Below are 23,453 nucleotides of genomic sequence, written 5' to 3'. Positions count from 1 at the left end.
ATCCGGGGCCTTTTCATTTATCAATGTGGGAAAAGTCAGGCGCTGGCGGCCGTCTTTTCCGTGTCAAACTGGCTGCGCAAGTCGTCCAGGGTCATGGCGATATGCTGCCGCATCAAGGCGGACACCTCGTCCGATTTGCCAGATGACCACAGTTCAAAAAGCGCCATGTGTTCATTGTGGGCGCGGTCATCGCGGCCCGCCGGCTCCAGATGCTTGCCGACATATCGTTCGGAAATGATGTTCAGTCGTTCGATGATCTGGAGCGTGACCTGACGGTGCAGCGGGCGGACCAGCGACATGTGGAAGGCGCGGTTGAGTTTGCCGACCTGGGTTTTATCGGTGTTGGCGGCGACATCGAGCGCATCGAGCGCGATACGGGCGGCCTTGCGGTCGGCGTCGGTGGCGACCTTGGCAGCCTCCCCAACAGCGTCGGGCTCGAGCTTGAGGCGCAGGGCGTAGACTTCCTCGACTTCATCGGCATTGAGCGGCCGGACAAAGAAACCGCGATTGGCGTGCGACAGCAGCAAACCGTCCTGCTCCAGTCTGGCCAGTGCTTCGCGCAGCGGAATCTTACTGACGCCCAGTTCGGCGGCCAGGGCGTCCTGGCGGATGGCGGCGTCTGTCGGTATCTTGCCGGAAATGATGCGATCACGAACCAGCGAAAAAATTTGTTCAGAAAGGGTTTGAACCACAATAGTCATGGAAGGTGTCCGGTGTGCGGCAGGGCGTAAGAGCGCTGTGCTGTTTTTATATAGTATACACTAGACACCAGTCGATCCTGATGACAAGGGATCAACGCTTGTATGGGATTAAATTCTGACATTTTCGTGATCAAAACGTCATCGCCTAACGAAAAAGCCGTGGCGAAGGGGCCACGGCTTTCATTAAAAAGGGTTGATTCCAGGTTTACGCGGCTTTGGTGATTTTGAAGCTGGGGCGAGTCGCCGCGGCCTTTTCGACCATGGCGGTGACCTCGGCCCGACGGGCGCCAGTCAGTGGCAGGCGCGGCAGGCGGACGCGTTCGGAGCCGCGGCCCATGATCTGCTCGGCCAGCTTGATCGACTGGACGAGATCGTGATCAGCATCGAGGTGCAGAAGCGGCATGAACCAGCGGTAGATCTCGCGGGCGGTGTCGAAATCACCGGCTTCCAGCGCCTTGACCAGCATGACGGATTCCTGCGGGAAGGCCGAGGTCAGGCCGGAGACCCAGCCTTGCGCGCCCAGCAGCAGGCCTTCGAAGGCCACGTCGTCGAGGCCGGCGAAGATCGAATAACGGTCGCCGAAGGCGTTATGCAGGTCGGTGAAACGGCGGGTGTCGGCGGTCGATTCCTTGACGGCGACGATGTTGCTCACCGGACGCAGGGCTTCGAGCGCTTCGTTGGTGATGGCGACGCGATAAGCGGTCGGGTTGTTATAGAGCATGATCGGCAGCGTCGTGGCGTTGGCAACCTGGGTGAAGTGCTCGACCAGTTCGGCGGTCTTCGGCACGTAAACCATGGCCGGCAGCAGCATCAGGCCGTCGGCGCCAAGCGCTTCGGCGTCCTTGACCCAGGCGATGGCCAGCGGCGTAGTCAGTTCGGAAACGCCGGTAATGACAGGTACGCGTTTAGCGACAACTTCAATGATCGCCTTGAGAAGAATGCGCTTTTCCGCGGCCAGCAGGGAGTTGTTTTCACCGACGGTTCCCATGGCGATGATCCCGGTGACGCCATCCTTGATCAAGGCGTCCACAACCCGTTGTGTGTCGGCGACATTGATCGACAAGTCTGCATTAAATTGCGTCGTAACGGCCGGAAACACGCCTTGCCAATCGATTTTCATATATGTACTCCTAAAGCTTGCGTAAAAACATATATCGTATACTATATTCGATAATCTATAGCAATAAGGATAATGACGGTCGATGACGGCACCCCAAAATAACGCACTTAAGAAGAGCTTGGTAATTGGTGGCGGCGTGGTCGGTCTCAATATCGCTTTGCAGCTTCAGGCGCAGGGATTCCAGGTGACCCTGTGCGATAGCGGTCATAAAGAATCGGCGTCTTATGGCAATGCCGGGCACATCGCCACCGAGCAGGTCGAGCCGCTGGCTTCGATGGCGACGGTGCGATCGGCCTGGCGGCGCTGGTTCATGCGTGGCGGGGCGCTTTCCCTGCCGCCGCAAGGGATCAGCGCGTGGCTGCCGTTCTCGTTACGTATGATTTTTGCGGCGCAGCCGGCGCGTTTCGCGCGTGGTAAGGCGGCATTGGGCGGGCTGATAAGCGAAGCCATGCCGGCGTGGCGGCGGCGTATGACCGATATTGGCGCCCCTGACCTGCTGCGTGAAGACGGCCATTTTGTGGTTTGGGAAACGCCGGAAAGCGCCGCCAGGGGATTGAAATCCTGGTCGTCCGCCGATACCGGAATGACGACCTTGCGGCCTGTGACAGACGCTGAAATGGCGCAGCTATCGGCGCTGACGAAGCGGAAAATTCACGGGGCGATTCGTTTTATCGGCACGGCGCAGATCGCCGACACCCGCCGGATGCTGGAAACCCTCGATGAGCGATTTGTCGAACGCGGCGGTCGCTATCTGCTTGAGCGCGTTGAGAAGATGATTATCCGCAAGAGCAGCGCATGGGCGGTGCTGACCGGCGGCGAGCAACTGACCGCCGATACGGTCGTGATGGCGGCCGGTATCGGCTCGAAAACCCTGCTGGAAAGCCTGGGCGAGACCGTGCCGATGATCGCCGAGCGCGGCTATCATATCCAGACCCCGGACCACAATTGGCCGAAAGGTTTCCCGCCGGTGGTCTTCGAGGATCGCTCGATGATCGTGACGGGTTTTGAAAACGGCCTGCGCGCCGCCAGTTTTGTCGAATTTAACCGTCAGGACGCGGCGCCGGACCCGCGCAAATGGGCGCGCCTGCGAAAGCATGTTGGTGATCTAGGCTTGCCGTTTGAAGGAGAGGGAGCCGAGTGGATCGGTACGCGGCCGACCCTGCCGGACTATCTGCCGGCCATTGGCCGTTCGGCGCGCGTCGAAAACCTCTATTACGCCTTCGGTCACCAGCATCTTGGCTTGACGCTGGGGGCCGTTACCGGCGAAATCGTCGCCAATATGATTAAAAGCGGCGAGGCGCCGGATGCCTTCAGCCTGTCGCGATTCAAGTAAGGAACACCCCATGATCGGTTCATCCACACCCGAAGCCGAACTGGCCAGGCTCTCGACCTATGCGCATCAGGCGCCGGCTATCACTGTGGCCGAGCGGCTGGCGCGCATCGAGAAAGCCCGCAAACTGACCCGCGATATGGGCGCTCACGCCCTGCTGGTCGGGGCCGGGGCCAGCCTCAACTATTTCGCCGGCGTGCCGTGGGGCGCGTCGGAGCGACTGGTCGGGATGCTGATCCCCGTGACCGGTGATCCGGTGATGATCTGCCCGTTCTTCGAACTGGGTTCGCTGGAAGCCGATATGAAGATCGCCGCTGACTACCGCCTGTGGCAGGAGCATGAAAGTCCGCACGCCCTGATCGGCCAGGCCATGAACGACTGGGGCGCGAAAGTAATCGCCGTTGATCCGGCCATGTCGTTCGAGATGGTCAGCCGGCTGGGCCGCGAAACTGGCTTGGAAATCAAGGAAGCGTCATCGGTGATCAATGGCTGCCGCATGTACAAGTCGGCGGCGGAACTGGCCCTGATGCAGCAGGCCAAGGACATGACTATCCTCGTCCACAAGGCGACGGCACGGATGCTCTATGAAGGAATCACCACGAAAGAGGTCAATAATTTCATCGAGGCGGCGCACCGCAAACTAGGGGCTTCGGGCAATTCGTTCGTCATTACACAGTTTGGTCGCGGGACGGCCTTTCCGCACGGCCTGCCGGGCGAGCAGCGCCTGAAGGAAAATGACCTGGTGCTGGTCGATACCGGCTGTTACGTGCAGGGCTATACCTCGGATATCACCCGCACCTATATCTTTGGCCAGCCCAGGCCGGAATATCAGCGCATCTGGGATATCGAAAAGGAAGCGCAGGCCGCCGCCTTTGCGCGGGTCGAGGTCGGCCTGCCATGCGAAGCGGTCGATTATGCCGCCCGAGTCGTGCTGGAAAAGCATGGCCTCGGCCCGGATTATAACTTGCCGGGGACGCCGCACCGCACCGGCCACGGCATCGGCCTGAGCATCCACGAGCCGGCCTTCCTGGTGCGCGGCGATAAAACCCCGCTGGCGCCGGGGATGTGCTTCTCGAATGAACCGATGATTGTGGTGCCGGATACCTTCGGCGTCCGTCTGGAAGACCATATGTATGTCACGGAAAACGGCGCGAAGTGGTTCACCGAGCCGCAGGAAGCCATCGACCGGGTGTAGCTTGTGCGAGATACTGACAAGGTATATATCTTGTCAGTATCTTTTGCGGGAGCACCTGATGTCCAAAGACGCCGTTTTCACAATGAAGATCGAACCGGAATTGCGCGACGCCTTCATGGCGGAAGCGGCGGCTAGCCATCGTCCGGCCTCGCAGATCGTGCGCGAGGCCATGCGGGAGTTCATCGACAAGCAGAAAAAGCAGCGCGAATATGATGCGTGGTTCATTGCCGAGGTCGAGGAAGGGTTGCGCGAGGCCGATGATCCCAACACGGTCTGGATTCCGCACGAAGAGGTTAAAGCCAATATGGAGGCTCAGCGCCAGCGGTTTCTCGCCCGTATCAAGGCGGGTGAATGATCCGGGTCATCTGGACATCAGCCGCCGAAAAGAAACGTGACGCCGCGCTCGATTATATCGCTGTGGATAATGTGCGTGCGGCTTTCGGCCAGTTGAGCGAGATTGAACGGCAAACCGATCTGCTTATGGAACAGCCCAATATGGGCCGGCCCGGTAAGGTCAAAGGCACGCGTGAACTGGTGATCCGCCACACGCCTTTTATCGTTGTTTACCGCGTCAAGGAGGACGTCGTGCAGATCGTTCGTTTCCTGCACAGCGCCCAAAATCGCTAAGTGAATCGCTAAGTCAGCGGACCATTTGCCACGGGTTCGCCGAAATCCGGCACGCCGTCTGCCGTGTAATGGATCGGCTGAATGCGGGTATGGCGGTTCGGATCGAACAGCGGATCGCCCTGGATGTCCTTGTAGTCGCGCGCATGATAGACCAGCACGTCGTGGCCCTTTTCATCGACGGTAAAACTGTTATGGCCGGCCCCCCAGACATTGTGCGCCGGTGAACTTTTGAACACGGGTTGCGGCGATTTCGTCCACGACGCGGGGTCCATGATATCGGCGTCGTCACGCGCTGTCAGCATACCCATGCAGTAATGATAGTCGGTGGCGGCGGCAGAATAGGTCAGGAACAGGCGACCGTTGCGCGCCAGCAGGGCAGGGCCTTCATTGACCCTGAAGCCGATGGTTTCCCAGTCATAGGTGGGGACCGTCAGACGGGCCGGTTTAGCGGCGAGGGTAACCGGCGTGGCCAGAGGCGCCAGGTAGAGATTGCTGTTGGTGTCGATGCCAGGTTCGTGCTGTGCCCAGCACAGATAGCGCACGCCACGATGAACGAAGGTGGTGGAATCCAGATTGAAGGTATCCCACGGCGTTTCCAGTTGGCCGGTCAGGGACCATTTGCCGGTCAGCGGATTGGCGTCTGCGCAGCTCAGCACATAGGTGCGGATATGGAACTTGTCGTCACCATTGCCGGCGGCGAAATAGATATGCCACTGGCCGTCAAAATGATGCAGTTCCGGCGCCCATATGTAACCGGCCATCTGGCCGCTTTCGGGACGGCGCCACACTACGGCTTCTTCCGCCGTCGCCAGTCCGGCGAGGGTGCGGGCGCGGCGGATGGCCAGCCGGTCATATTCCGGCACCGAGGCCATCATGTAATAAAAGCCATCCTCATGCCGGAATATCTGCGGGTCGGCGCGCTGAAGCACAAGCGGGTTGACGATTTTCGACGGGATGTCAGCCGCTTGCGCGAGAATAGGGGCCATCAGACCCGCACCTGCGGATGTGGCTAGAAAATGACGACGCGAAAAGATGGGCATGACGCACTCAGGAAAATGTCAGACAATTGCCCTTACTACGCCCAAAATCGCTTTGTCAAACCGCTGTGGTTTACGAGAAGCAGTCGTCTCTGGCCTTGCCGGTGTCGTCGAGGTGGATGTGGGTGCTGTTCATGCGGGCCGGGTGCATATAGTAGGCGTCGGCCGGGATGCGGTGATCCCAGCGATAGACCTCGGACAGGAGGGCGTAGAATTCCGGATCGTGCGTCTTGAAGTCATCGGCATTGAGCACGGTCAGGGTGTCGGTAATGTAGGCCTTGTTCGAATTGAACCAGAACTGCGTGCCCTCGGCCCAGTATTCATCGAGCGTATTGGCCATATAGGCGCCCTGCCAAAGACGTTGTTCCTTAGCATGGGCGTAGGCCGCCTCGACGCGTGCCGCCAGCGCCGGATCGGCGGTGCGGATGGCCTCGAAAATGTTGTGCGAGAACTCATGGACGAGGATGTTTTCGCCGTAATAGCGGGTGCCGGGCACGCCCATGATATTTTCCGCAGCGCCGGTGGTGTAGGTGCCGCCCATACCGCGCGCGCGTTTCGCCCAGTAGTCGCGGTCGCTTTGCAGGCCAATGGTTTTGGCGTAGTCGCGTACGTCGCATTTCGACAGGCGCGGATCGTCAATAGCCGGCTTCTTCCAGTCGCTTTGTTCGGGAATGTCGGTCGTGGTCTCGTCAATCGCCATGATGCCAATGCGGGCGCCATTGCGGATCAGCTGGTCGCGGATGTCGGGGCGCTCGGACAGCATGTAGAGCACGATATCGCGCGCCACCAGAATGCCGGTATCGGGCACGTTCTGCGAGCCGATGATGGGGATGCCGCCGGCATCGGCGTATTTCTGGTAGAAGGGATCGAGGTTCAGCCAGGCGGGCGGCGCTGTCAGGACGCGGCTTTCCAGGGATGGAAACTCCGCCTTCGCCATGACGGCGCGCTCGGCCTCCGTCGCCTGAACTGAGCCAGACGACAGAAGCGCGGCGATGATGGAAGCAGTCAGCAGCCCCCGCTTCATACTACTTCTCGTCGGCGTAGGGGCCTTTACCGCCATCGGCGATAAAGCGGTCGATGCGAGCTTCGAGCACGGGCAGCGGCACCGAACCCAGTTGCAGCACGGCGTCGTGGAACTGGCGGATATCGAACTTTTCGCCAAGCGCCGCTTCGGCCTTGTGACGGGCCTTCCAGATGGCCATTTCGCCGAGATAGTAGCTCAGCGCCTGACCCGGCCAGGCGATATAGCGATCCACTTCCGTGGTGACTTCATGCGTCGAGAGGGCGGTGTTTTCCAGCAGGAAGTTCTGCGCCTGCTCGCGTGTCCAGCCTTTGGCGTGGATGCCGGTATCGACCACCAGGCGGGCGGCGCGCCACATCTGGTAGCTCAACATGCCGTAGGTCTCATAGGGCGTGTGGTACATGTCCATCTCAACGCCCAGGCGTTCAGCATAGAGCGCCCAGCCCTCGCCATAGGCCGAAATATAGGTGAACTGGCGGAAGGGCGGGAGCGCCTCGTTTTCCATGGCGAGCGGCATTTGCCAGGCATGACCGGGGGCCGATTCATGCAGGGTCAGGGCCGTCAGTGAATAGAGCGGGCGCGCGGGCAGATTATAGGTGTTGACCCAGTAACCGCCGGGGCCGCCCCGGCCGCCGGTGTAGAAAGGCGCCAGTTCCGGCGCTACCGGAATGATGGCGAAGCGCGAGCGCGGCATACGTCCGAAATACTGCGCGGCCTTGCCGTCGAATTCCTTGGCGGTCCAGGCGGCGCGATCCAGCAGGGCCTGCGGCGTCGTGACGTAGAATTGCGGATCGGTGCGCAGGAAGTTGTTGAACGCCGGCAGGTCGCCCTTGAAGCCGACCTGTGCCTTGATGGCCAGCATTTCCGCCTTGATCTTGGCCACTTCGTCGAGACCGATCTGGTGGATCTGCTCCGGCGTCATGTCGGTCGTGGCATATTCGCGCACCTGCGACTGGTAGAAGGCCTTGCCGTCGGGCAGGTCATAGGCGGCGATGGATTTGGTGGCGCCCGGCATATATTCGTCGCGCATGAATTTCAGCAGGGTCTTGTGCGCCGGAATGACCTTGGTATTGATGACATCGGCCGCCAGTTTTTTCAGTTCCGCCTGTTTCTCAGCGGGGATGGTGGCAGGCATCGCCTTGAAGGGCGCGTAATAGGCGTTGTCCTCGACCGCCTTGGCGTCGAGAATACTGGTGATGGTGGCGTCGCGGCCCTCCAGCGAGATGCGGGGCAGGGTGAAGCCGCGCTTCAGGCCGGCGCGCATGTTGTCGGTATTGTCCTTGAAATAGCGCGGCATGTCGCCCAGTTGCGCGATATAGTTGCGATAGTCGGTCTCGGTGCGGAAGGTGCCGCGCGCCATGCCGGCGAGGTCGCCCCAGAAGGAAGTGTCGCCACTCAGGGGGCGCTGATAGAGCTTGAATTTCTGGTCGGCGATCAGGGTCTCGATCTGGAAACGGTAGACCTGATAGTCTTCGGCATCCGTGGGCGACAGGGCCTTGGTGTCGACGCCATCGAGTTGCTTCAGCACGTCTTGCCATTTGGTGAGCTTGGCAGCTTGCGCCTTTTCAGAAACGTCCGGCAGGTGCGCGGCGACTTCGCCGGAGGGGCTGTCTTCGTTTGCGGCCTCCTGCTGGCTGCGCCAGTCCCATTCGCTCTTGTATATGGCCTCGAACTTCTGATCCGTTGCGCTGTCGGCGATGGCGGGCAAGGTGTTAAATGAAGTCAGGACAAGGGCGATGGCGGTGGCGTGCAGCAGGATTTTCATCAACGTAACCTCACATTTATATGTATTGCCAGACAATTGTATACAGTATAATCATTGAGGTGCAACTGCCGGATTCACATAACGAGGCTATGAAATGACCCGCCCGATACTGCCAAACGCCAGCACTATTGACCGCCGTTTCCTGCTGCGCGGGGTCGCCGCCGGTACGCTTTTGACAACGATCGGTGGTGTCGTCTACGCGAAAGAGGCGGGCGTGTCCCTGCCGGCCATGGCGCAATCAGTGCCGCTGAGCGATGTGCGCCTGCTGCCGTCGCCCTTTCTGAACGCGGTAGAGGTCAATAGCAAATACCTGATGTTCCTGTCGCCGGATCGCTTCCTGCACAACTACCATAAGTTCGCCGGCCTCCCGGTCAAGGGCGAGATTTACGGCGGCTGGGAATCCGACACCATCGCCGGTGAAGGCCTCGGCCATTATCTCAGCGCCCTGTCGCTGATGTACGCCCAGACCGGCAATGCGGAATGCCTGACGCGCATCCGCTACATTATCGCCGAACTGAAAAAGGTGCAGGCGGCGCATGGCGACGGTTATGTCGCGGGTTTCATGCGTAAGCGCAAGGATGGCTCGATCGTTGACGGCAAGGAAATCTTCCCGGAAATCATGGCGGGCGATATCCGCTCGGCCGGTTTCGATCTCAATGGCTGCTGGGTGCCCTTCTATAACTGGCATAAGCTCTACGCCGGCCTGATGGACGTGCAGACCTATACCGGTGACGATTCGGGCATCCCCATTCTGGTGGGCCTCGGCGGCTATATCGAAAAGGTGTTCGCCGCGCTGAATGACGAGCAGGTGCAGAAGGTCCTGGCCTGCGAATATGGCGGCATCAACGAGTCGTTCGCCGAGCTTTATACCCGTACCAAAGATCCGCGCTGGCTGGCCCTGGCGGAGAAAATCTACGATCGCCGTATGCTCGATCCGATGAAGGCGGGTGAGGATAAACTGGCCAATAATCATGCCAATACGCAGGTGCCGAAGGTGGTCGGGCTGGCGCGTCTTTATGAAGTCACCCAAAAGCCGGAATATCAGAAGGCGTCGAACTTCTTCTGGCAGCGCGTGACGGGGCACCACAGCTTTGTCATCGGCGGCAATGCCGACCGCGAATACTTCTTCGAGCCGGATACCATCGCCACCCATATCACCGAGCAGACCTGCGAAAGCTGCAACACCTACAATATGCTCAAACTGACGCGCCACCTCTATAGCTGGTCGCCGGAAGGCTCCTATTTCGATTATTATGAGCGCGCCCATCTCAACCACATCCTGGCGCACCAGAACCCCGAAACCGGCATGTTCACCTATATGATGCCGCTGATGTCGGGGACGGCGCGCGAGTTTTCCTCGCCGGACAACGATTTCTGGTGCTGCGTGCTCTCCGGCATCGAGAGCCATTCCAAGCACGGGGATTCGATCTATTGGGAGTCGGACGACACTCTGTTCGTCAACCTCTACATTCCGTCGAAGCTGAACTGGGCGTCGCAAAAGGCGGCCTTTGAACTGAACACGAAATATCCCTATGAAGGTCATATCGCCTTCAAGGTCACCCAGCTTTCCGGTGCGAAAACCTTCACTGTAGCCCTGCGTATTCCCGGCTGGGCCTCAAGCTCGAAGATCCTGGTCAATGGCAAGCCGGCGATGGCCGCCTCGGCCAAGGGCTATGCCCTGATCCGCCGCAAGTGGCGCGCCGGCGACGTCGTGACGCTCGACCTGCCGCTTGACCTGCGCTTTGAACACGCCGCCGGTGACGAAAAGGTCGTGGCCCTGATGCGCGGGCCGATGGTCATGGCCGCCGATCTGGGCGCTGCCGATGACAAGTGGGAAGGTGATGCGCCGGCCCTGGTCGGCGCTGATCTGCTGGCCGCCATCACGCCGGTGTCGGTCGAGCAGGCGGTTTACAAGACCAATGGCATCGGCCGTCCGGGCGACATGACCTTCAAGCCCTTCTATGCGCAATATACCCGCCGCAACGCCATCTATTTCAGCAAGTATAATGATGCTGAATGGGCCGACGCGCAGGTGACCTACAAGGCCGAACAGGCGCGCCTGAAAGACGAGGCGGCGCGCTCGGTCGATGTCATGCACCTCGGCGAAATGCAGCCCGAGCGTGACCACAACCTGCAATCGGATATCTCCTATCCGGTCGTCTATCGCGGTCGCAATGGCCGTGATGCCCGCACGCTCGGCTTCTTCTCGTTCGAGATGAAGACCCAGCGCGACGGCAAGGACGTGGGGCCGCTCATTTTGCAGGCGACCTATTGGGGTTCGGAAAATAACCGCGTGTTCGATATCCTGGTCGATGGCGTGGCCATTGCGCACGAACGCCTGTCCGGACGCCAGCCCGGCGCCTGGATCGATGTCGATTATCCGATCCCGGTCGAGTTGACCAAGGGCAAGGCCAAGGTGACGATCAAGTTCGATCCGAAGGAGGGCAAGACCGCTGGTCCGGTCTTCGGGGTCAAGGTATTTACCGCCGCTGTTGCAGGGACAACCACTTAAAGAAAATGCCTCGCATCGGAAACGCTGCGGGGCTTTTTCTTAAATCTCGCCCTTGCGCAAGGCGAGGATGCAGGCAAGGGTGATGACCGCCGCCGCCAGCATGTAATAGCCGACATATGCCAGGCCGTAATGCGCTTGCAGCCAGGTGGCGGCATAGGGCGCGAGCGAGGCTCCAACGATGCCGGCCAGATTAAACGTCATGGAGGCGCCGGTATAGCGGACGCTGGTGGGGAAGGGGGCGGCCAGGGCCGTGCCGATGGGGGCATAGGTCATGCCCATCAGCGCCATGGCGATGATGGCGAACAGGAAGATGCCGACCTCGCTGCCGCCCATCAGAACCGGCAGCAGGAAGGAAAACGCCCCAATCAGAATAGTGGTGCCGATTAGCACTTCGCGGCGGCCGAAGCGTTCCGCCAGTTTGGCCGACAGCGGAATGAAAATGCCGAACGAAATGGAGCTGAAAATCTGGATCGCCAGGGCGTCGAGGAAAGGAATGTGCCTGACCTTGACATTATAGGCCATCAGGTAGGCGGTGCTGAGATAGAACAGCACGAAGGTCACCAGGGCGACGAAGGTGCCGAGGAACAGGCTGCGTTTATGGCGGCGGAAGATTTCGGCCAGCGGCACCTTTACGCGCACTTCGGTATCGATGGCCTTCTGGAACTCCGGGGTTTCGGTGATCGACAACCGCATCCACAGGCCGATCATGATCAGCACGATCGAGGAGATGAAGGGCACACGCCAGCCCCAGCTCAGCAGGGCGTCCTGCGAGATGAAGTGCAGCAGCACCCAGAAGATGCCGGAAGAGAGAAACAGCCCGATCGGTGCGCCGAGTTGCGGGAACATGCCATACCATGAGCGCTTGCCTTCGGGGGCGTTTTCCGTGGCCAGCAGCACCGCGCCGCCCCATTCACCGCCCAGACCGAAACCCTGGCCGAAGCGGCACAGCGACAGCAGCAGAGGCGCCCAGACGCCGATCTGCGCATAACCAGGCAGGAAGCCGATCACCACGGTCGAGATACCCATAGTCAGCAGGGCGGCCACCAGGGTCGCCTTGCGGCCGATGCGGTCGCCGAAATGACCGAACACCACGGCGCCGACCGGGCGGGCGAAGAAGGCGATCGAGAAGGTGGCGAAAGATTGCAGCATCGCCGAGGTCGGGTCGCTGGACGGGAAGAACAGGGTGGGGAAGACCAGAACCGCCGCCGTGGCGTAGACGTAGAAGTCGAAAAACTCGATGGTCGTGCCGATCAGGCTGGCGATCAGCACCTTGAAAGGCGAGTTGAGCGGGGCTTGCCCCGTGACCGAAGGCGTTGAGTTCGTCATTTTGTTTTCTGATGCTTCCCTGTGTCATCTGCCGCCTAGCGCATTTTTGACCGCAGGGAAACCCCTGCGCTTATGGTTCCAGTGATTTGCGCAGCGAAGCCTTGATGCGCCGGATCAATTCGGGCGTCAGCGGGCCGAGCGATCCCTTATCGCCGTCCGCCAGATGCGCCAGCGGATCGCCGCCGCCGGTGAAGACGTAGTAGTCGAACACGGTCTTCCACAAGGCCTGATGATCTTCCGGCATGTCGCGTATGGCCAGTATGGTGTGGAATAGGGCATCATATGGTGCGGCGGGCTGCGGGGCTTCATCCCACCAGTAGTTGACCAGGACATTGAAGCGCGACAGCGAATGGACCTGATGCCACCAGCCGTAGGGGATATAGAGGGCGTCGCCGGCCTCCAATTCGACAGTCAGCCTGGTTTTCTGCGCTTCGGCGAACCGCGGATATCGATCCAGGTCCGGGTTCTCCGCATCCACCATGCTGACGGGCACGCCGCCGATGGTGCGGTCGAACGGGCCGGGATACAGGTTGACCAGTTGCTCCGGGGGAAACAGGTGGAAGCGCCGGCGGCCGGCCACCACGCAGGCGATATTATAGTTGAGATCGTAATGGGCGCGGGTGACGGCCGCGTTGCCGATCCAGATGCGCGGCTCGACGCCCGGCAACAGGTCGAGTCGATTTTCGACCGCGAAACCCGGCATGTGCTTGGCTATGATGGCTGACTGGACGTAGATCGACTGCGGGTTCGCATTGGCGCGTTCCTGCAACAACCGATCGAGCGCCATCGGGATCGGCGTGGGGCCGTGACGGAAATTCTCGTTGCGGGTATTGGTGCCGTAAAAGAAGTTGCCGCGAATCTCAGGGGCGCCGACGTAAACGCCCGCCACCTGGCCGTTATCGTGGGCTTTCAGGTAATCGACCAGAGCTTCGTCCGATTGCCGGCCCGATTTAACGGCGGGCCAGTCCTTGACTACGTCTTTCAAAATGGCTGGTTGCCCGGACGCATGAACGCCGGTGGCGAAATCCTGAGGTGTGAGGGTGTCGAAAATGGCGATTGAGTTCATAATGAGCCTGAATGAGGGAAGAACGCAGAATGAGTTTCGCTATTGGCGGGAATGCCGTTCTGACCGGTTATGGTAGCGCTTTCCTTTGCGCTGCAAAGCCCGGCATAGCGATTAAGCATGACATAAAAGCATCACATGCCTAAAAATAGACAATATCGTATACTTTATGTAACAAAATCGTATAATTTATAATTGACGCGTCGCAAAAGTGATGGTTGTTTTCCTCCTGCGTCAGATTGCGGCGGTACTGCGGAATGCAACCCCGAACAACGGGTAATTTGTCTGGCGTTAGGAAAAGGGATTAAGCAATGAAAATAAACAAGAGAGCGCTGATCATGACCGGGGTCGCTGTGGCGGCACTGGGATCGGCCTTCGCCATTACGCCGGCGTTCGCACAGGATGCGGCTCCCGCAGCCGACGAAGCGCAGGCCACCACGGTCGTCGTTACCGGCACGCGTATTCGTCGCCCCAACCTGAAAAGCGCGTCGCCGATCACTACGGTCGATGCCAAGGAAGTCAAGCTTCAGGGGGCCATCGCTGTGGACTCCTTCCTGAAGAGCCTGCCGCAGATCGAAGCAGGCAACAATGAAAACCAGTCGAACAATTCCGACGGTACGGCGGGCGTCAACCTGCGCAGCCTGGGCGGCAGCCGCTCGCTGGTGCTGATCGACGGCCAGCGCTTCCTGCCGACGCTCGGCGTCGACCTCAACTTCATCCCCTCCACGCTCATTGAGCGCACGGACGTCCTGACCGGCGGCGCCTCGTCGGTCTACGGTTCGGATGCCATGTCCGGCGTCGTCAACTTCATCATGCGCAAGAAGTTGAACGGTATCCGGTTCGATTCGCAATACAGCATCTACCAGCACACGAACGACGATGACTATCTGCGCGGCATTCAGGAAGCCAAGGGTATTACGCCGGCCAAGGAAAATGTCTGGGACGGCCAGAAGTACGACTTCAACATTGCATTCGGTTCCAACCTTGAAGATGGCAAGGGTAATGTCACCGGCTATTTCGGTTACCGCAAGATGGAAGCCGTACGCCAGGACGCGCGAGACTATTCAAATTGCGCGCTCGAATTTAATGATCCCGCCGGCGAGACCTTCCGCTGCGGCGGTTCCAGCTCGCACGCCTTCGGCCGTTTCCGTCCTCTGACGATCACATTGGACGATGGCACGGTCATCGATTCTCCGGGCAAGAATACGGACTACGCCAATTCCAAGGACGGCTCGAAGACCTGGGTTCTCAATGACCCCTCGTTCAACTACAACTACGCGCCGGACAACTATACCCTGCGTAATTCCGAGCGTTACAATGCCGGTGCCTTCGCCAACTACAAGGTCAACGAGCATGTTGAAGCCTATGGCAGCTTCATGTTCATGGATGACCATTCGGTCAGCCAGGTCGCGCCCTCGGCCATCTGGGCCGGCCGTGCCTTTGACGTCAATTGCGACAACCCGTTCCTGAGCGCGCAACAAGGCGCCATCCTCTGCGGCGCGGCCTACGGCACAGATGCGGTCGCGCAGACGCAGGTCGTCTATCGTGCCGCTACCGGTGCTGGTCGCCGTAACGATATGCGCCACACGGACTATCGTCTGGCAGGCGGCTTCCGCGGCGCGATCAACGATGCCTGGAGCTATGACGCCAACTATATGTACGCCACCACAATCGGTCAGTTCAACTATCAGAACGACATCAATCAGGACTTGGCCGGGCAGGCGCTGATGGCCGTGATGGACAACGGTACGCCGGTCTGTATTGACCAGTCGAAGGGCTGTAAGCCTATCGACGTCTTCAGCGCCAACGGACCTTCGGCCGAAGGCCTCGACTTCATCTACGCACCGACATTCACGCGCAACGAACAAAGCATTAATGTCTTCAATGCCTTTGTCAGCGGTGATCTGGGCAAGTATGGCATAACTTCGCCTTGGGCGGATGATGGCGTTGCCATCGTGTTGGGTGTTGAAAGCCGCAAGGAGGCCATCGACGAGAAGCGCGACCAGACTCAACTGGATGCGGATATTCCGGAAGCACACGGCAAGATCTGGGCTGACGAATACTTCACCGAACTGGAAGTGCCGATCGTCAGCGACAAGCCCTTCATCAAGTCGCTGAATACGTCGTTCGGTTACCGCAGCACGACCTTTAATTCGGAGTCGCCAACAGCCAAGGGCGAGGAAAAAAAGACCGAAACCTACAAGGCCGAAATGCGCTATGCGCCCACGAGCGATATCCTGTTCCGCGCCAGCTACAACAAGGCCATGCGCGCTGCAAATGTCAGCGAACTGTTCGCCTCGCAACAGGTCGGTAATGTTGGCCTGATCGATCCGTGCGCGGGTCCGACACCTGTAAAATCCGAGGCGGCATGTGCCTTGACAGGTGTAAAACCCGGTCAATACGGAACGATTGAAGCGACGCCGGCCGACACCGGCTCCGGTCTCGGCGGTGGCAATCCAGACCTTAACCCGGAAGAAGCGAAAACGACCACCTACGGCTTCGTCTTCACGCCGCGTGGCCTGCCGCTCGCTATCAGCCTGGATTACTACAAGATCCGTATTGAAGGGTACATCGGCACTGTCGATCCGCAGGTCGCCGTCAGTCAATGCGTCAATACCGGCGACCCGTTCTATTGTGGTCTGATCGTGCGTAACCATGATACCGGCGCTCTGTTCGGTTACAACAAGGCTCTGGGTGGTTATGTCATCAACACTAACATCAACACCGGTTATCTGGAAACCACCGGGATTGACGTCAGTGCGACCTACAATCTCGACACTGAACAGGTATTCGGTCATGATTACGGCAGCGTCAATTTCTCGCTGGTCGGAACCTATCTGAATTCGCTGGAAACCGAAGTGCTTCCCGGTTTGGGCTCCTTTGATTGTACCGGCTTGTTCGGTGGCGCTTGTGGTCAGCCCAAGCCGAAGTGGCGCCACAACCTGCGCGCCACCTGGGCTGTTCCGGGTGAAAATGTCTGGGCGCCCACCTCGGTCTCGATCAACTGGCGCTATTTCGGCAAGGCCGAACTGGCAACCAACACCGATGATCAGTACCTGAGCGGCACCAAGTCGACGCGTAACGCCGAGATCGAAGCCTATAACTATATCGATCTGGCCGTGACCAAGAACCTGCCGCATGGCCTCGTGCTGCGCGCCGGTGTCAATAACGTGTTCGACAAGGACCCGCCCGCCATCATGGGGGGGCTGCTGGTCCAGAATGGCAACGGCAACACCTACCCCAGCACCTACGATCCGCTGGGCCGGATGTTCTTCCTTGGTCTGTCGACTGCATTCTAAGCGTATGATTGTTTAAGGCTACCCTGCGGCGTCGTCGGCGAAAGCCGGCGGCGCCTTTTTCATGACTTTCAGGAGACTCCTAATGCCCGTTCGTTTTGATCGCCGCGCCTTTCTTACCGGATCAGCAATCGCCGCCGTGACTGCCCCCGCTTTCGCCGGATCGGCACTGGCCGGACCGAAATTCACGCCCGCACATGAGGCGCCTGTCTCCGGGCATGCGAAGCTGGCGGCATTCGACGGCTGGACGGTTTACGAAGACCAGACCAAACGCGATGGCGTCATCACCTTTGTTTCCGGCGACCAGGCGCTGGTTCTGCCGAAGCGTCTGGAAGCCTGTTTCGACGATATCAAACCCTCCTATCTCGGTCTGGCATTGAAGGATATCTGCCTGGCCGACGCCGACCTGCTGGCCGATAAACTGCTGGCGGGCGGTGGCGATCCCGATCCGGAAGCGGTGCGCCGTGCTGCCCCGCCGGCGGGCTGGAACTACACGCCGGAAGGGCTGTATACGCGTCTGGCCTGGACCAATTTCGTCGGCACGCGCCAGCAGGGCGACACCATGCCGGTCTTCCCCAACGGCCGCACGCGGGGCTATCGTCCGGAACACGCTTTCCCTGAATTGCAAGGCGATGACGGTGTGAAAACGCGTTGGGAGGGGATGCTTGGCGGCTGGCTGCCGGCAATCCACAAGATCATCGAAGTGTCGCCGACGCGCTATTATGACCTGCTGGTCTTCGCCGACGTCAAGGCGCCCGACGCCCTGCTGGTCCAGACCTGGCACCGCACCATCCAGTACGATAACGGCAAACCGGTAAAGACGGCGTTTGGCTATTCTTACGCGCCCTATCCACCGCGCCGAACCGAGCCTTCCGCCGCCGATTTCTACAAGGGCCTGTTCGATTTCGCCGCCTACTGGCAGAACGAAGTGAAGGATCAATGCGCCCTGACCATCCCCGACAAGGCCTTGGGCGATATGGTCAGCCACGCCTTCGCCAAGGAACTGATCACGCGGCCGCAAGGTGTCTATCCGAAATACGGCGTGGTCGATCGTGATTATTTCGGCCCGGAATATGACGGCTTCCAGGATATCCTGACCTCATCGCTCTACGCCAATCTCGAATGGGGCCGTTTCGATCAGGCGAAGGCCGTGCTCGATAACTATTTCAACGACTTCACCGCGCCCGACGGCATGATCAATATGCGCGGGCCGGAAACCCCGCAATTCGGCCTGACCCTCAGCCTGCTGGCGCGCTATTTCGCCTATACCGGCGATGTGGCGACCCTGCGCACCCATGCCGGAAAGATCGCCAATACCGCGGCGATCCTGACAGAGATGCACGATCTCAGCCTGAAAAAGCCGGCCCTCGACGCCGGCTTCGGTCTGATCGACGGCTGGAGCGAATCCGACGCCTGCCTGCATCCGGACCCGGCCCTGTGGTGGAAACCCTACTGGAACAATTCGGCCTTCGCCGTGCGGGGCTGGCGCGATATCGCCCGCATCTGGCCGGTGATCGCGCCGGACCAGGCGGCGCTGGCGGCCGACTGGAACCGCCGCGCGGACCAGCTTCAGGCGCAATTGGTGAAGACACTGCGCGCCAATGTCCGCAAGGATCTGACGCCGCCTTATGTCGCCGTCCTGCCGGGCGCGAAGCTGACCCACCGCGAAGCCTATGCCGAAGCGCGGGAAAAGAAACAGCGCACCGAGCAGGGCTGGGCGCACCGCGTCTATGCCGAAATGCTGCACGCCGATGTCCTGCCGGATGATCTGGCCCAGACGGTGATCGATGGGGTGCGCGGCCATGGTGGCACCTGCATCGGCGTGGTCGCTAATATCGCGCCGGCTAATGAGACCTCGCGCAGTCAGTTGGGCTTCGTCTCCTATGGCTACGCCCAGCAGCTCCTGCGCTCAGGCCGCATCGAGGAATATCTGCTGTTCCTGCATTCGCACCGCTATCATTCGCATACGCCGGGCACCTGGGTGGCCGGCGAAGTGACCGGTATCGACGGCGATCTGCCGCTCTATTGTATTCCGGCACAGCTCACCATTCCGAAATTGGTGCGCTGGATGCTGGTTTTCGAGGCTTCTGATAGCGAGACGCTTTATCTCGGCAAGGCCATTCCGCGCGACTGGTTCGCCTCCGGCCAGCCGATCCGCATCGACGGCGCCCCGACCCGTTGGGGTAAGGTCGATCTGGTTCTGCAAGGCGGTGGTGAGAAGGTAACCGGAAAGGTAACTTTCCATGGCGAAGGCAGGCCGGACCAGGTGCAACTCAGCCTGCGCCTGCCGAAGGGTCTAAAGGTGAAAAGCGTCAGGCTTGGCGGCAATACGGTGAAGCTCATCGGCGACACAGTGGTTTTCAAGCCCGGCAAGGCAGCGGAACTCTCCATCGAGGTCGTTCTTGCCAAACCGGCTCTGACCGCCTAAATCAGCCAGACAGCCGTCGAACAGGATAAGCCAGCGCATGTGATTTCAACGCTCAGAGACAAACGCCTTTTGTTGACCTCCGAGGAAATCCATATCCATGTCTATTATCCTGTCCGACCTGTCATGGTCGATTGAAGACCACACGCTGTTTTCCCATCTCAACCTGACCTTCGGTGCCGAGCGCACCGGACTTGTGGGCCGTAATGGCACCGGCAAAACGACTCTGCTTAATCTCATATCCGGCGCTTTGCCGGTTCAGATGGGGTACGTCTCCGTCACCGGCACCCTGGGCATTTTGCGCCAGACAGTTCAGGTTGGTTCGGCGGACACCCTGGCTGATCTGTTTGGCGTAACCGACGCGCTGACGATCCTGCATCGCGCCGAGGCCGGTGAAGCCACGGCCGCCGATCTGGACGCCGCCGACTGGACGCTGGAGGCGCGCATGGTTTCAGCGCTGGCCCGTGTTGGTCTGGAGGTGGGACCGGAGACAAGGCTTGCTGCCCTGTCCGGCGGGCAAAGGACGCGCGCCGGTCTGGCGGCACTGGTCTTTTCCGAACCGGATTTCCTGCTGCTCGATGAACCGACTAATAATCTCGATCGGGAAGGACGGCGGGTTGTGCTTGACCTGCTCAACTGCTGGCGCGGCGGCGCCATCATTGTCAGTCACGACCGCGAACTGCTGGAGAGCATGGACGCCATTGTCGAACTGACCACGCTTAGCGCCACGCGCTATGGCGGCAACTGGAGCCACTACCGCCAACGCAAGGCGCTGGAGCTGGCTGCCGCGCAGGCCGATCTGGCCGACGCCGAAAAGCGCATCAGTGACGCCGCCCGCGCTGCGCAAACGACTGCCGAACGCAAGGCGCGCAAGGACAGCACAGGCCATAAGAAGGCGGCGAAGGGCGATGCGCCGCGTATCCTGCTGGGCGCCATGAAAAACCGCAGCGAAAACACCGGCGGCGACAATGCCCGCCTGGCCGAGCGGCGGCGCACCGAAGCCGTAGAGTCGGCGGCCGGTGCGCGTGAACGGATCGAGATCCTCCAGCCGCTGTCGGTATTTGTACCGCCGACCGGTTTGCCGGCCAGCCGGACGGTGCTGCAAATCGAGGGCGTGACCGCCGGTTATCAGGATCAGCCGGTCATTTGGGATTTCTCACTCAATATTACCGGCCCCGAGCGCATTGCCATCACCGGGGCGAATGGTTCCGGCAAGACAACCCTGCTGGCTCTGATTTCAGGCAAGCTCAAGCCCTGGTCAGGCGCAGTGCGAATCACAGACAGTTATGCTCTGCTCGATCAGTCGGTGAGCCTGCTTGACCCCGCCCTGTCGATCCGTGACAATTTCCGCCGCCTGCATCCACAGGCCGATGAAAATGCCTGCCGGGCGGCCTTGGCGCGCTTCATGTTCAGGGCGGATGCCGCCTTGCAGATCGTCTCCACACTCAGTGGCGGGCAGATGCTGCGCGCCGGATTGGCTTGTGTGTTGGGAGGCGGCGCACCGCCTGACTTGCTGATCCTCGATGAGCCGACAAACCATCTCGATATCGACTCGATTGAAGCGGTTGAGGCCGGCCTGCGTGCCTATGACGGCGCGCTTCTGGTGGTCAGTCATGACGAAGCTTTTCTGAAAGCGATCAATATCGAACGCAGGATAGTTCTTCTGACTTCGGCGGCATCCACAGGATAACAATTTCGTTTTCGGCCGATTTTCAGCAAAGAAAGGAAGATTTTACTCTGCGGCTCGTGGCAAGCTGGCAAAAAAACCGACACAGGGAGTGCGGTCAGATGCCGGATAAGACGCGTCTTCAGCTTTATATTCCCAAGCCGCAGGCGCGGCCTGGGGAACCCGTGAATTTCGACGGCCTGGTCGTGCCCGAAGCCGGCTCCGTGCGCCGGCCGGAACCATTGGGCTGCGAAGCCGATATGCGCGATATGCCGTTCTCGCTGGTCCGCGTGCTGGACGAAGACGGTCGCGCTGTCGGGCCATGGACGCCGGATATTTCGCCGGACGTGCTGCGCAAGGGCCTGCGCGCCATGCTGCTTACGCGGCTGTTCGATGACAAGCTGTTTCGCATCCAGCGCCAGGGCAAGACCAGCTTCTATATGAAATCGACCGGCGAAGAAGCCATCGGCGCGGCGCAGTCCCTGATGCTGGGGCAGGGCGATATGTGCTTCCCGACCTACCGCGTTTTGAGCTGGCTGATGGCGCGCGATTATCCGCTGATCAATCTCGTCCACCAGATATTTTCCAACGAAAAAGACCCGTTGAAAGGCCGCCAGCTTCCCGTGCTCTATTCGGCGCGGGAGTACGGCTTTTATTCGCTGTCCGGTAATCTTGGCAGCCGCTTCGGCCATGCGGTTGGCTGGGCGATGGCCTCAGCCTACAAGAACGATGACAAGATCGCGCTGGGCTATGTCGGGGAGGGTACGACCGCCGAGGGCGATTTCCACGAGGCCCTGACCTTCGCCGGCGTCTATCGTGCGCCGGCGATATTGTGCGTCACCAATAACCAGTGGGCGATCTCGACCTTCGCCGGTATCGCCAACCCGCGCGATACCACCTTCGCCGCCAAGGCCATCGGCTACGGTATTCCTGGCCTGCGCGTCGATGGCAATGACTTCCTCGCTGTCTGTGCCGCCACCCAATGGGCGGCCAAACGCGCCCACGCCAATCTTGGTTCCACCCTGATCGAATTCTTCACCTATCGTGCCGCCGGCCACTCCACCAGTGACGACCCGACCAAGTATCGCCCGGTCGACGAGCCGGTTCACTGGCCTCTGGGTGATCCGATCGTGCGGTTGAAAAATCATCTGGTCGCCATCGGGGAATGGGACGAGGCGCGTCACGAGGCCCTGGCCCTCGAACTCACAGAGGCCATCAATGCCGCTGTCCGCGAAGGCGAGGCGGTAGGGACGCTCGGTAAGTCCAAGCCGCCGGTCAGCGAGATGTTCGAGGGCGTCTTCAAGGAACCCGACTGGCGCGTGATCGAACAACGCAAGGAGCTGGGACTCTGATATGGCCAGCATGAACATGATCCAGGCGCTCAATAACGCGCTCGATATCACCCTCGCCAGCGATCCGGATACGCTGATTTTCGGCGAGGATGTCGGCTATTTCGGCGGCGTTTTCCGTGTCACCGACAAGCTACAGGAAAAGCATGGCCTGACGCGCTGCTTCGATGCACCGATCAGCGAGGGCGGCATCATCGCCGCCGCTATCGGCATGGGCGCCTATGGCCTGCGGCCGGTGGTGGAAATCCAGTTCGCCGATTATATCCTGCCGGCCTTTGACCAGCTTGTCTCCGAGGCGGCGCGGTTGCGCTATCGTTCGAATGGCGAATTCTGGGCGCCGCTGACCGTACGCTCGCCCTATGGCGGCGGCATTTTCGGTGGCCAGACTCATAGCCAGTCACCGGAAGCCATCTTCGCCCATATCACCGGCCTGAAAACGGTCATCCCGTCCAATCCCTATGACGCCAAGGGCTTGCTGATTTCTGCCATTGAATGTGACGATCCGGTGATCTTCCTGGAGCCGAAACGACTGTATAACGGCCCCTTTGATGGCCGTCCCGATCAGGCGATGAAGACCTGGGCGGGCCACAAGGATGCCGAGGTGCCGGAAGGCCACTATACCGTGCCGCTCGGCAAGGCGGCGATCACCCGGCCAGGCAGCGAGGTCACGGTGCTGGCCTATGGCACGATGGTGCATGTGGCGCTGTCGGCCATAGACGAGTGCGGCATAGACGCCGAGCTGATCGACCTGCGCTCGATTGTGCCGCTCGATATCGACACCATAGTAGCCTCAGTGAAAAAGACCGGCCGCTGTGTTATCGTTCATGAGGCCTCGCGTTTCGGTGGCTTCGGCGCCGAGCTTTCGGCTTTGGTGCAGGAGCGTTGTTTCTACCATCTGAAGGCGCCGATCGGCCGGGTGTGCGGCTGGGATACGCCTTATCCACACGCCTTTGAATGGGACTATTTCCCCGGACCTGCCCGCATCATCCGGGCGCTCAACTCTGCCATGGAGAACTGAAG

17 protein-coding genes are annotated in these 23,453 nt (G+C 60.1%); 10 read left to right on the top strand and 7 right to left on the bottom strand.

The annotated features are described in order from the left end of the window. Positions 1-35: 35 nt before the first annotated feature. Complete coding sequence (locus VL130_RS09620; protein WP_325362649.1) at positions 36-701, bottom strand: GntR family transcriptional regulator; 666 nt, start codon at positions 699-701, stop codon at positions 36-38. A 205-nt stretch (positions 702-906) separates the two neighbouring features. Continuing rightward, entirely contained in the window at positions 907-1,821 is a 915-nt protein-coding gene (locus tag VL130_RS09615) for a dihydrodipicolinate synthase family protein (protein ID WP_325362648.1), read from the bottom strand. A gap of 82 nt (positions 1,822-1,903) precedes the next feature. On the opposite strand from VL130_RS09615, the gene VL130_RS09610 reads away from it, so the two are divergent. Genes VL130_RS09610 through VL130_RS09595 form a run of 4 tightly spaced genes read left to right on the top strand, consistent with a single transcriptional unit; the run spans position 1,904 to position 4,973 of the window. Continuing rightward, positions 1,904-3,154 carry an FAD-binding oxidoreductase gene (locus VL130_RS09610; RefSeq protein ID WP_325362647.1) on the top strand — a complete coding sequence of 417 codons (1,251 nt, stop codon included), beginning with the start codon at positions 1,904-1,906 and terminating at the stop codon, positions 3,152-3,154. A gap of 10 nt (positions 3,155-3,164) precedes the next feature. Then, the gene (locus tag VL130_RS09605) at positions 3,165-4,346 is read left to right on the top strand and encodes a Xaa-Pro peptidase family protein (protein WP_325362646.1); all 1,182 of its coding nucleotides are present in this window, start codon (positions 3,165-3,167) and stop codon (positions 4,344-4,346) included. 58 nt (positions 4,347-4,404) lie between these two features. Then, a complete protein-coding gene (locus tag VL130_RS09600) occupies positions 4,405-4,701 on the top strand; it encodes an antitoxin of toxin-antitoxin stability system (protein WP_325362645.1) in 297 nt (98 codons plus the stop codon). Continuing rightward, positions 4,698-4,973, top strand: a complete 276-nt coding sequence (locus VL130_RS09595; RefSeq protein WP_325362644.1) for a type II toxin-antitoxin system RelE/ParE family toxin — start codon at positions 4,698-4,700, stop codon at positions 4,971-4,973. Before VL130_RS09600 ends, VL130_RS09595 begins: the two co-directional genes overlap by 4 nt. An 8-nt stretch (positions 4,974-4,981) precedes the next feature. Here the strand turns inward: VL130_RS09595 and VL130_RS09590 are convergent, their stop codons facing one another. The 3 genes from VL130_RS09590 to VL130_RS09580 all read right to left on the bottom strand — a co-directional run bounded on the left by VL130_RS09590 (position 4,982) and on the right by VL130_RS09580 (position 8,796). Beyond that, positions 4,982-5,959 (bottom strand): glycoside hydrolase family 43 protein, encoded by a 978-nt coding sequence (locus VL130_RS09590; protein ID WP_325362643.1) that lies wholly within the window; start codon positions 5,957-5,959, stop codon positions 4,982-4,984. Positions 5,960-6,083: 124 nt separating this feature from the next. Next, positions 6,084-7,034: a glycoside hydrolase gene (locus tag VL130_RS09585; protein ID WP_325362642.1), complete on the bottom strand. Its 951-nt coding sequence runs from the start codon at positions 7,032-7,034 to the stop codon at positions 6,084-6,086. A 1-nt stretch (position 7,035) separates the two neighbouring features. Next, positions 7,036-8,796: a DUF885 domain-containing protein gene (locus tag VL130_RS09580; RefSeq protein WP_325362641.1), complete on the bottom strand. Its 1,761-nt coding sequence runs from the start codon at positions 8,794-8,796 to the stop codon at positions 7,036-7,038. 94 nt (positions 8,797-8,890) lie between these two features. Here VL130_RS09580 and VL130_RS09575 point away from each other — a divergent pair, with 94 nt between their 5' ends. After that, complete coding sequence (locus tag VL130_RS09575) at positions 8,891-11,308, top strand: beta-L-arabinofuranosidase domain-containing protein (protein ID WP_325362640.1); 2,418 nt, start codon at positions 8,891-8,893, stop codon at positions 11,306-11,308. A 39-nt stretch (positions 11,309-11,347) separates the two neighbouring features. Here the strand turns inward: VL130_RS09575 and VL130_RS09570 are convergent, their stop codons facing one another. Then, a complete protein-coding gene (locus tag VL130_RS09570; protein WP_325362639.1) occupies positions 11,348-12,634 on the bottom strand; it encodes an MFS transporter in 1,287 nt (428 codons plus the stop codon). 70 nt (positions 12,635-12,704) lie between these two features. Further along, positions 12,705-13,700, bottom strand: coding sequence for a cupin-like domain-containing protein (locus tag VL130_RS09565; protein ID WP_325362638.1), 996 nt, complete (start codon positions 13,698-13,700; stop codon positions 12,705-12,707). A 335-nt stretch (positions 13,701-14,035) separates the two neighbouring features. Between VL130_RS09565 and VL130_RS09560 the strand changes: the two genes are divergently transcribed. The 5 genes from VL130_RS09560 (at position 14,036) to VL130_RS09540 (ending at position 23,451) form a co-directional block, all read left to right on the top strand. Continuing rightward, on the top strand, positions 14,036-16,996 hold the full coding sequence (locus tag VL130_RS09560; protein WP_325362637.1) for a TonB-dependent receptor domain-containing protein: 2,961 nt from the start codon (positions 14,036-14,038) through the stop codon (positions 16,994-16,996). 82 nt (positions 16,997-17,078) lie between these two features. Next, the gene (locus tag VL130_RS09555) at positions 17,079-19,421 is read left to right on the top strand and encodes a Tat pathway signal protein (RefSeq protein WP_325362636.1); all 2,343 of its coding nucleotides are present in this window, start codon (positions 17,079-17,081) and stop codon (positions 19,419-19,421) included. 97 nt (positions 19,422-19,518) lie between these two features. Beyond that, positions 19,519-21,108 carry an ABC-F family ATP-binding cassette domain-containing protein gene (locus VL130_RS09550; protein WP_325362635.1) on the top strand — a complete coding sequence of 530 codons (1,590 nt, stop codon included), beginning with the start codon at positions 19,519-19,521 and terminating at the stop codon, positions 21,106-21,108. A gap of 98 nt (positions 21,109-21,206) precedes the next feature. After that, on the top strand, positions 21,207-22,436 hold the full coding sequence (locus VL130_RS09545; protein WP_325362634.1) for a thiamine pyrophosphate-dependent enzyme: 1,230 nt from the start codon (positions 21,207-21,209) through the stop codon (positions 22,434-22,436). 1 nt (position 22,437) lies between these two features. Beyond that, entirely contained in the window at positions 22,438-23,451 is a 1,014-nt protein-coding gene (locus VL130_RS09540; protein WP_325362633.1) for an alpha-ketoacid dehydrogenase subunit beta, read from the top strand. Positions 23,452-23,453 lie beyond the last annotated feature (2 nt).

This window comes from Asticcacaulis sp. (assembly GCF_035497195.1).
In the GTDB taxonomy this organism is placed as follows: Bacteria; Pseudomonadota; Alphaproteobacteria; order Caulobacterales; family Caulobacteraceae; genus Asticcacaulis.
The sequence above is the reverse complement of the archived record's forward strand: the minus strand, read 5'-3'. Positions and strand labels throughout refer to the sequence as shown.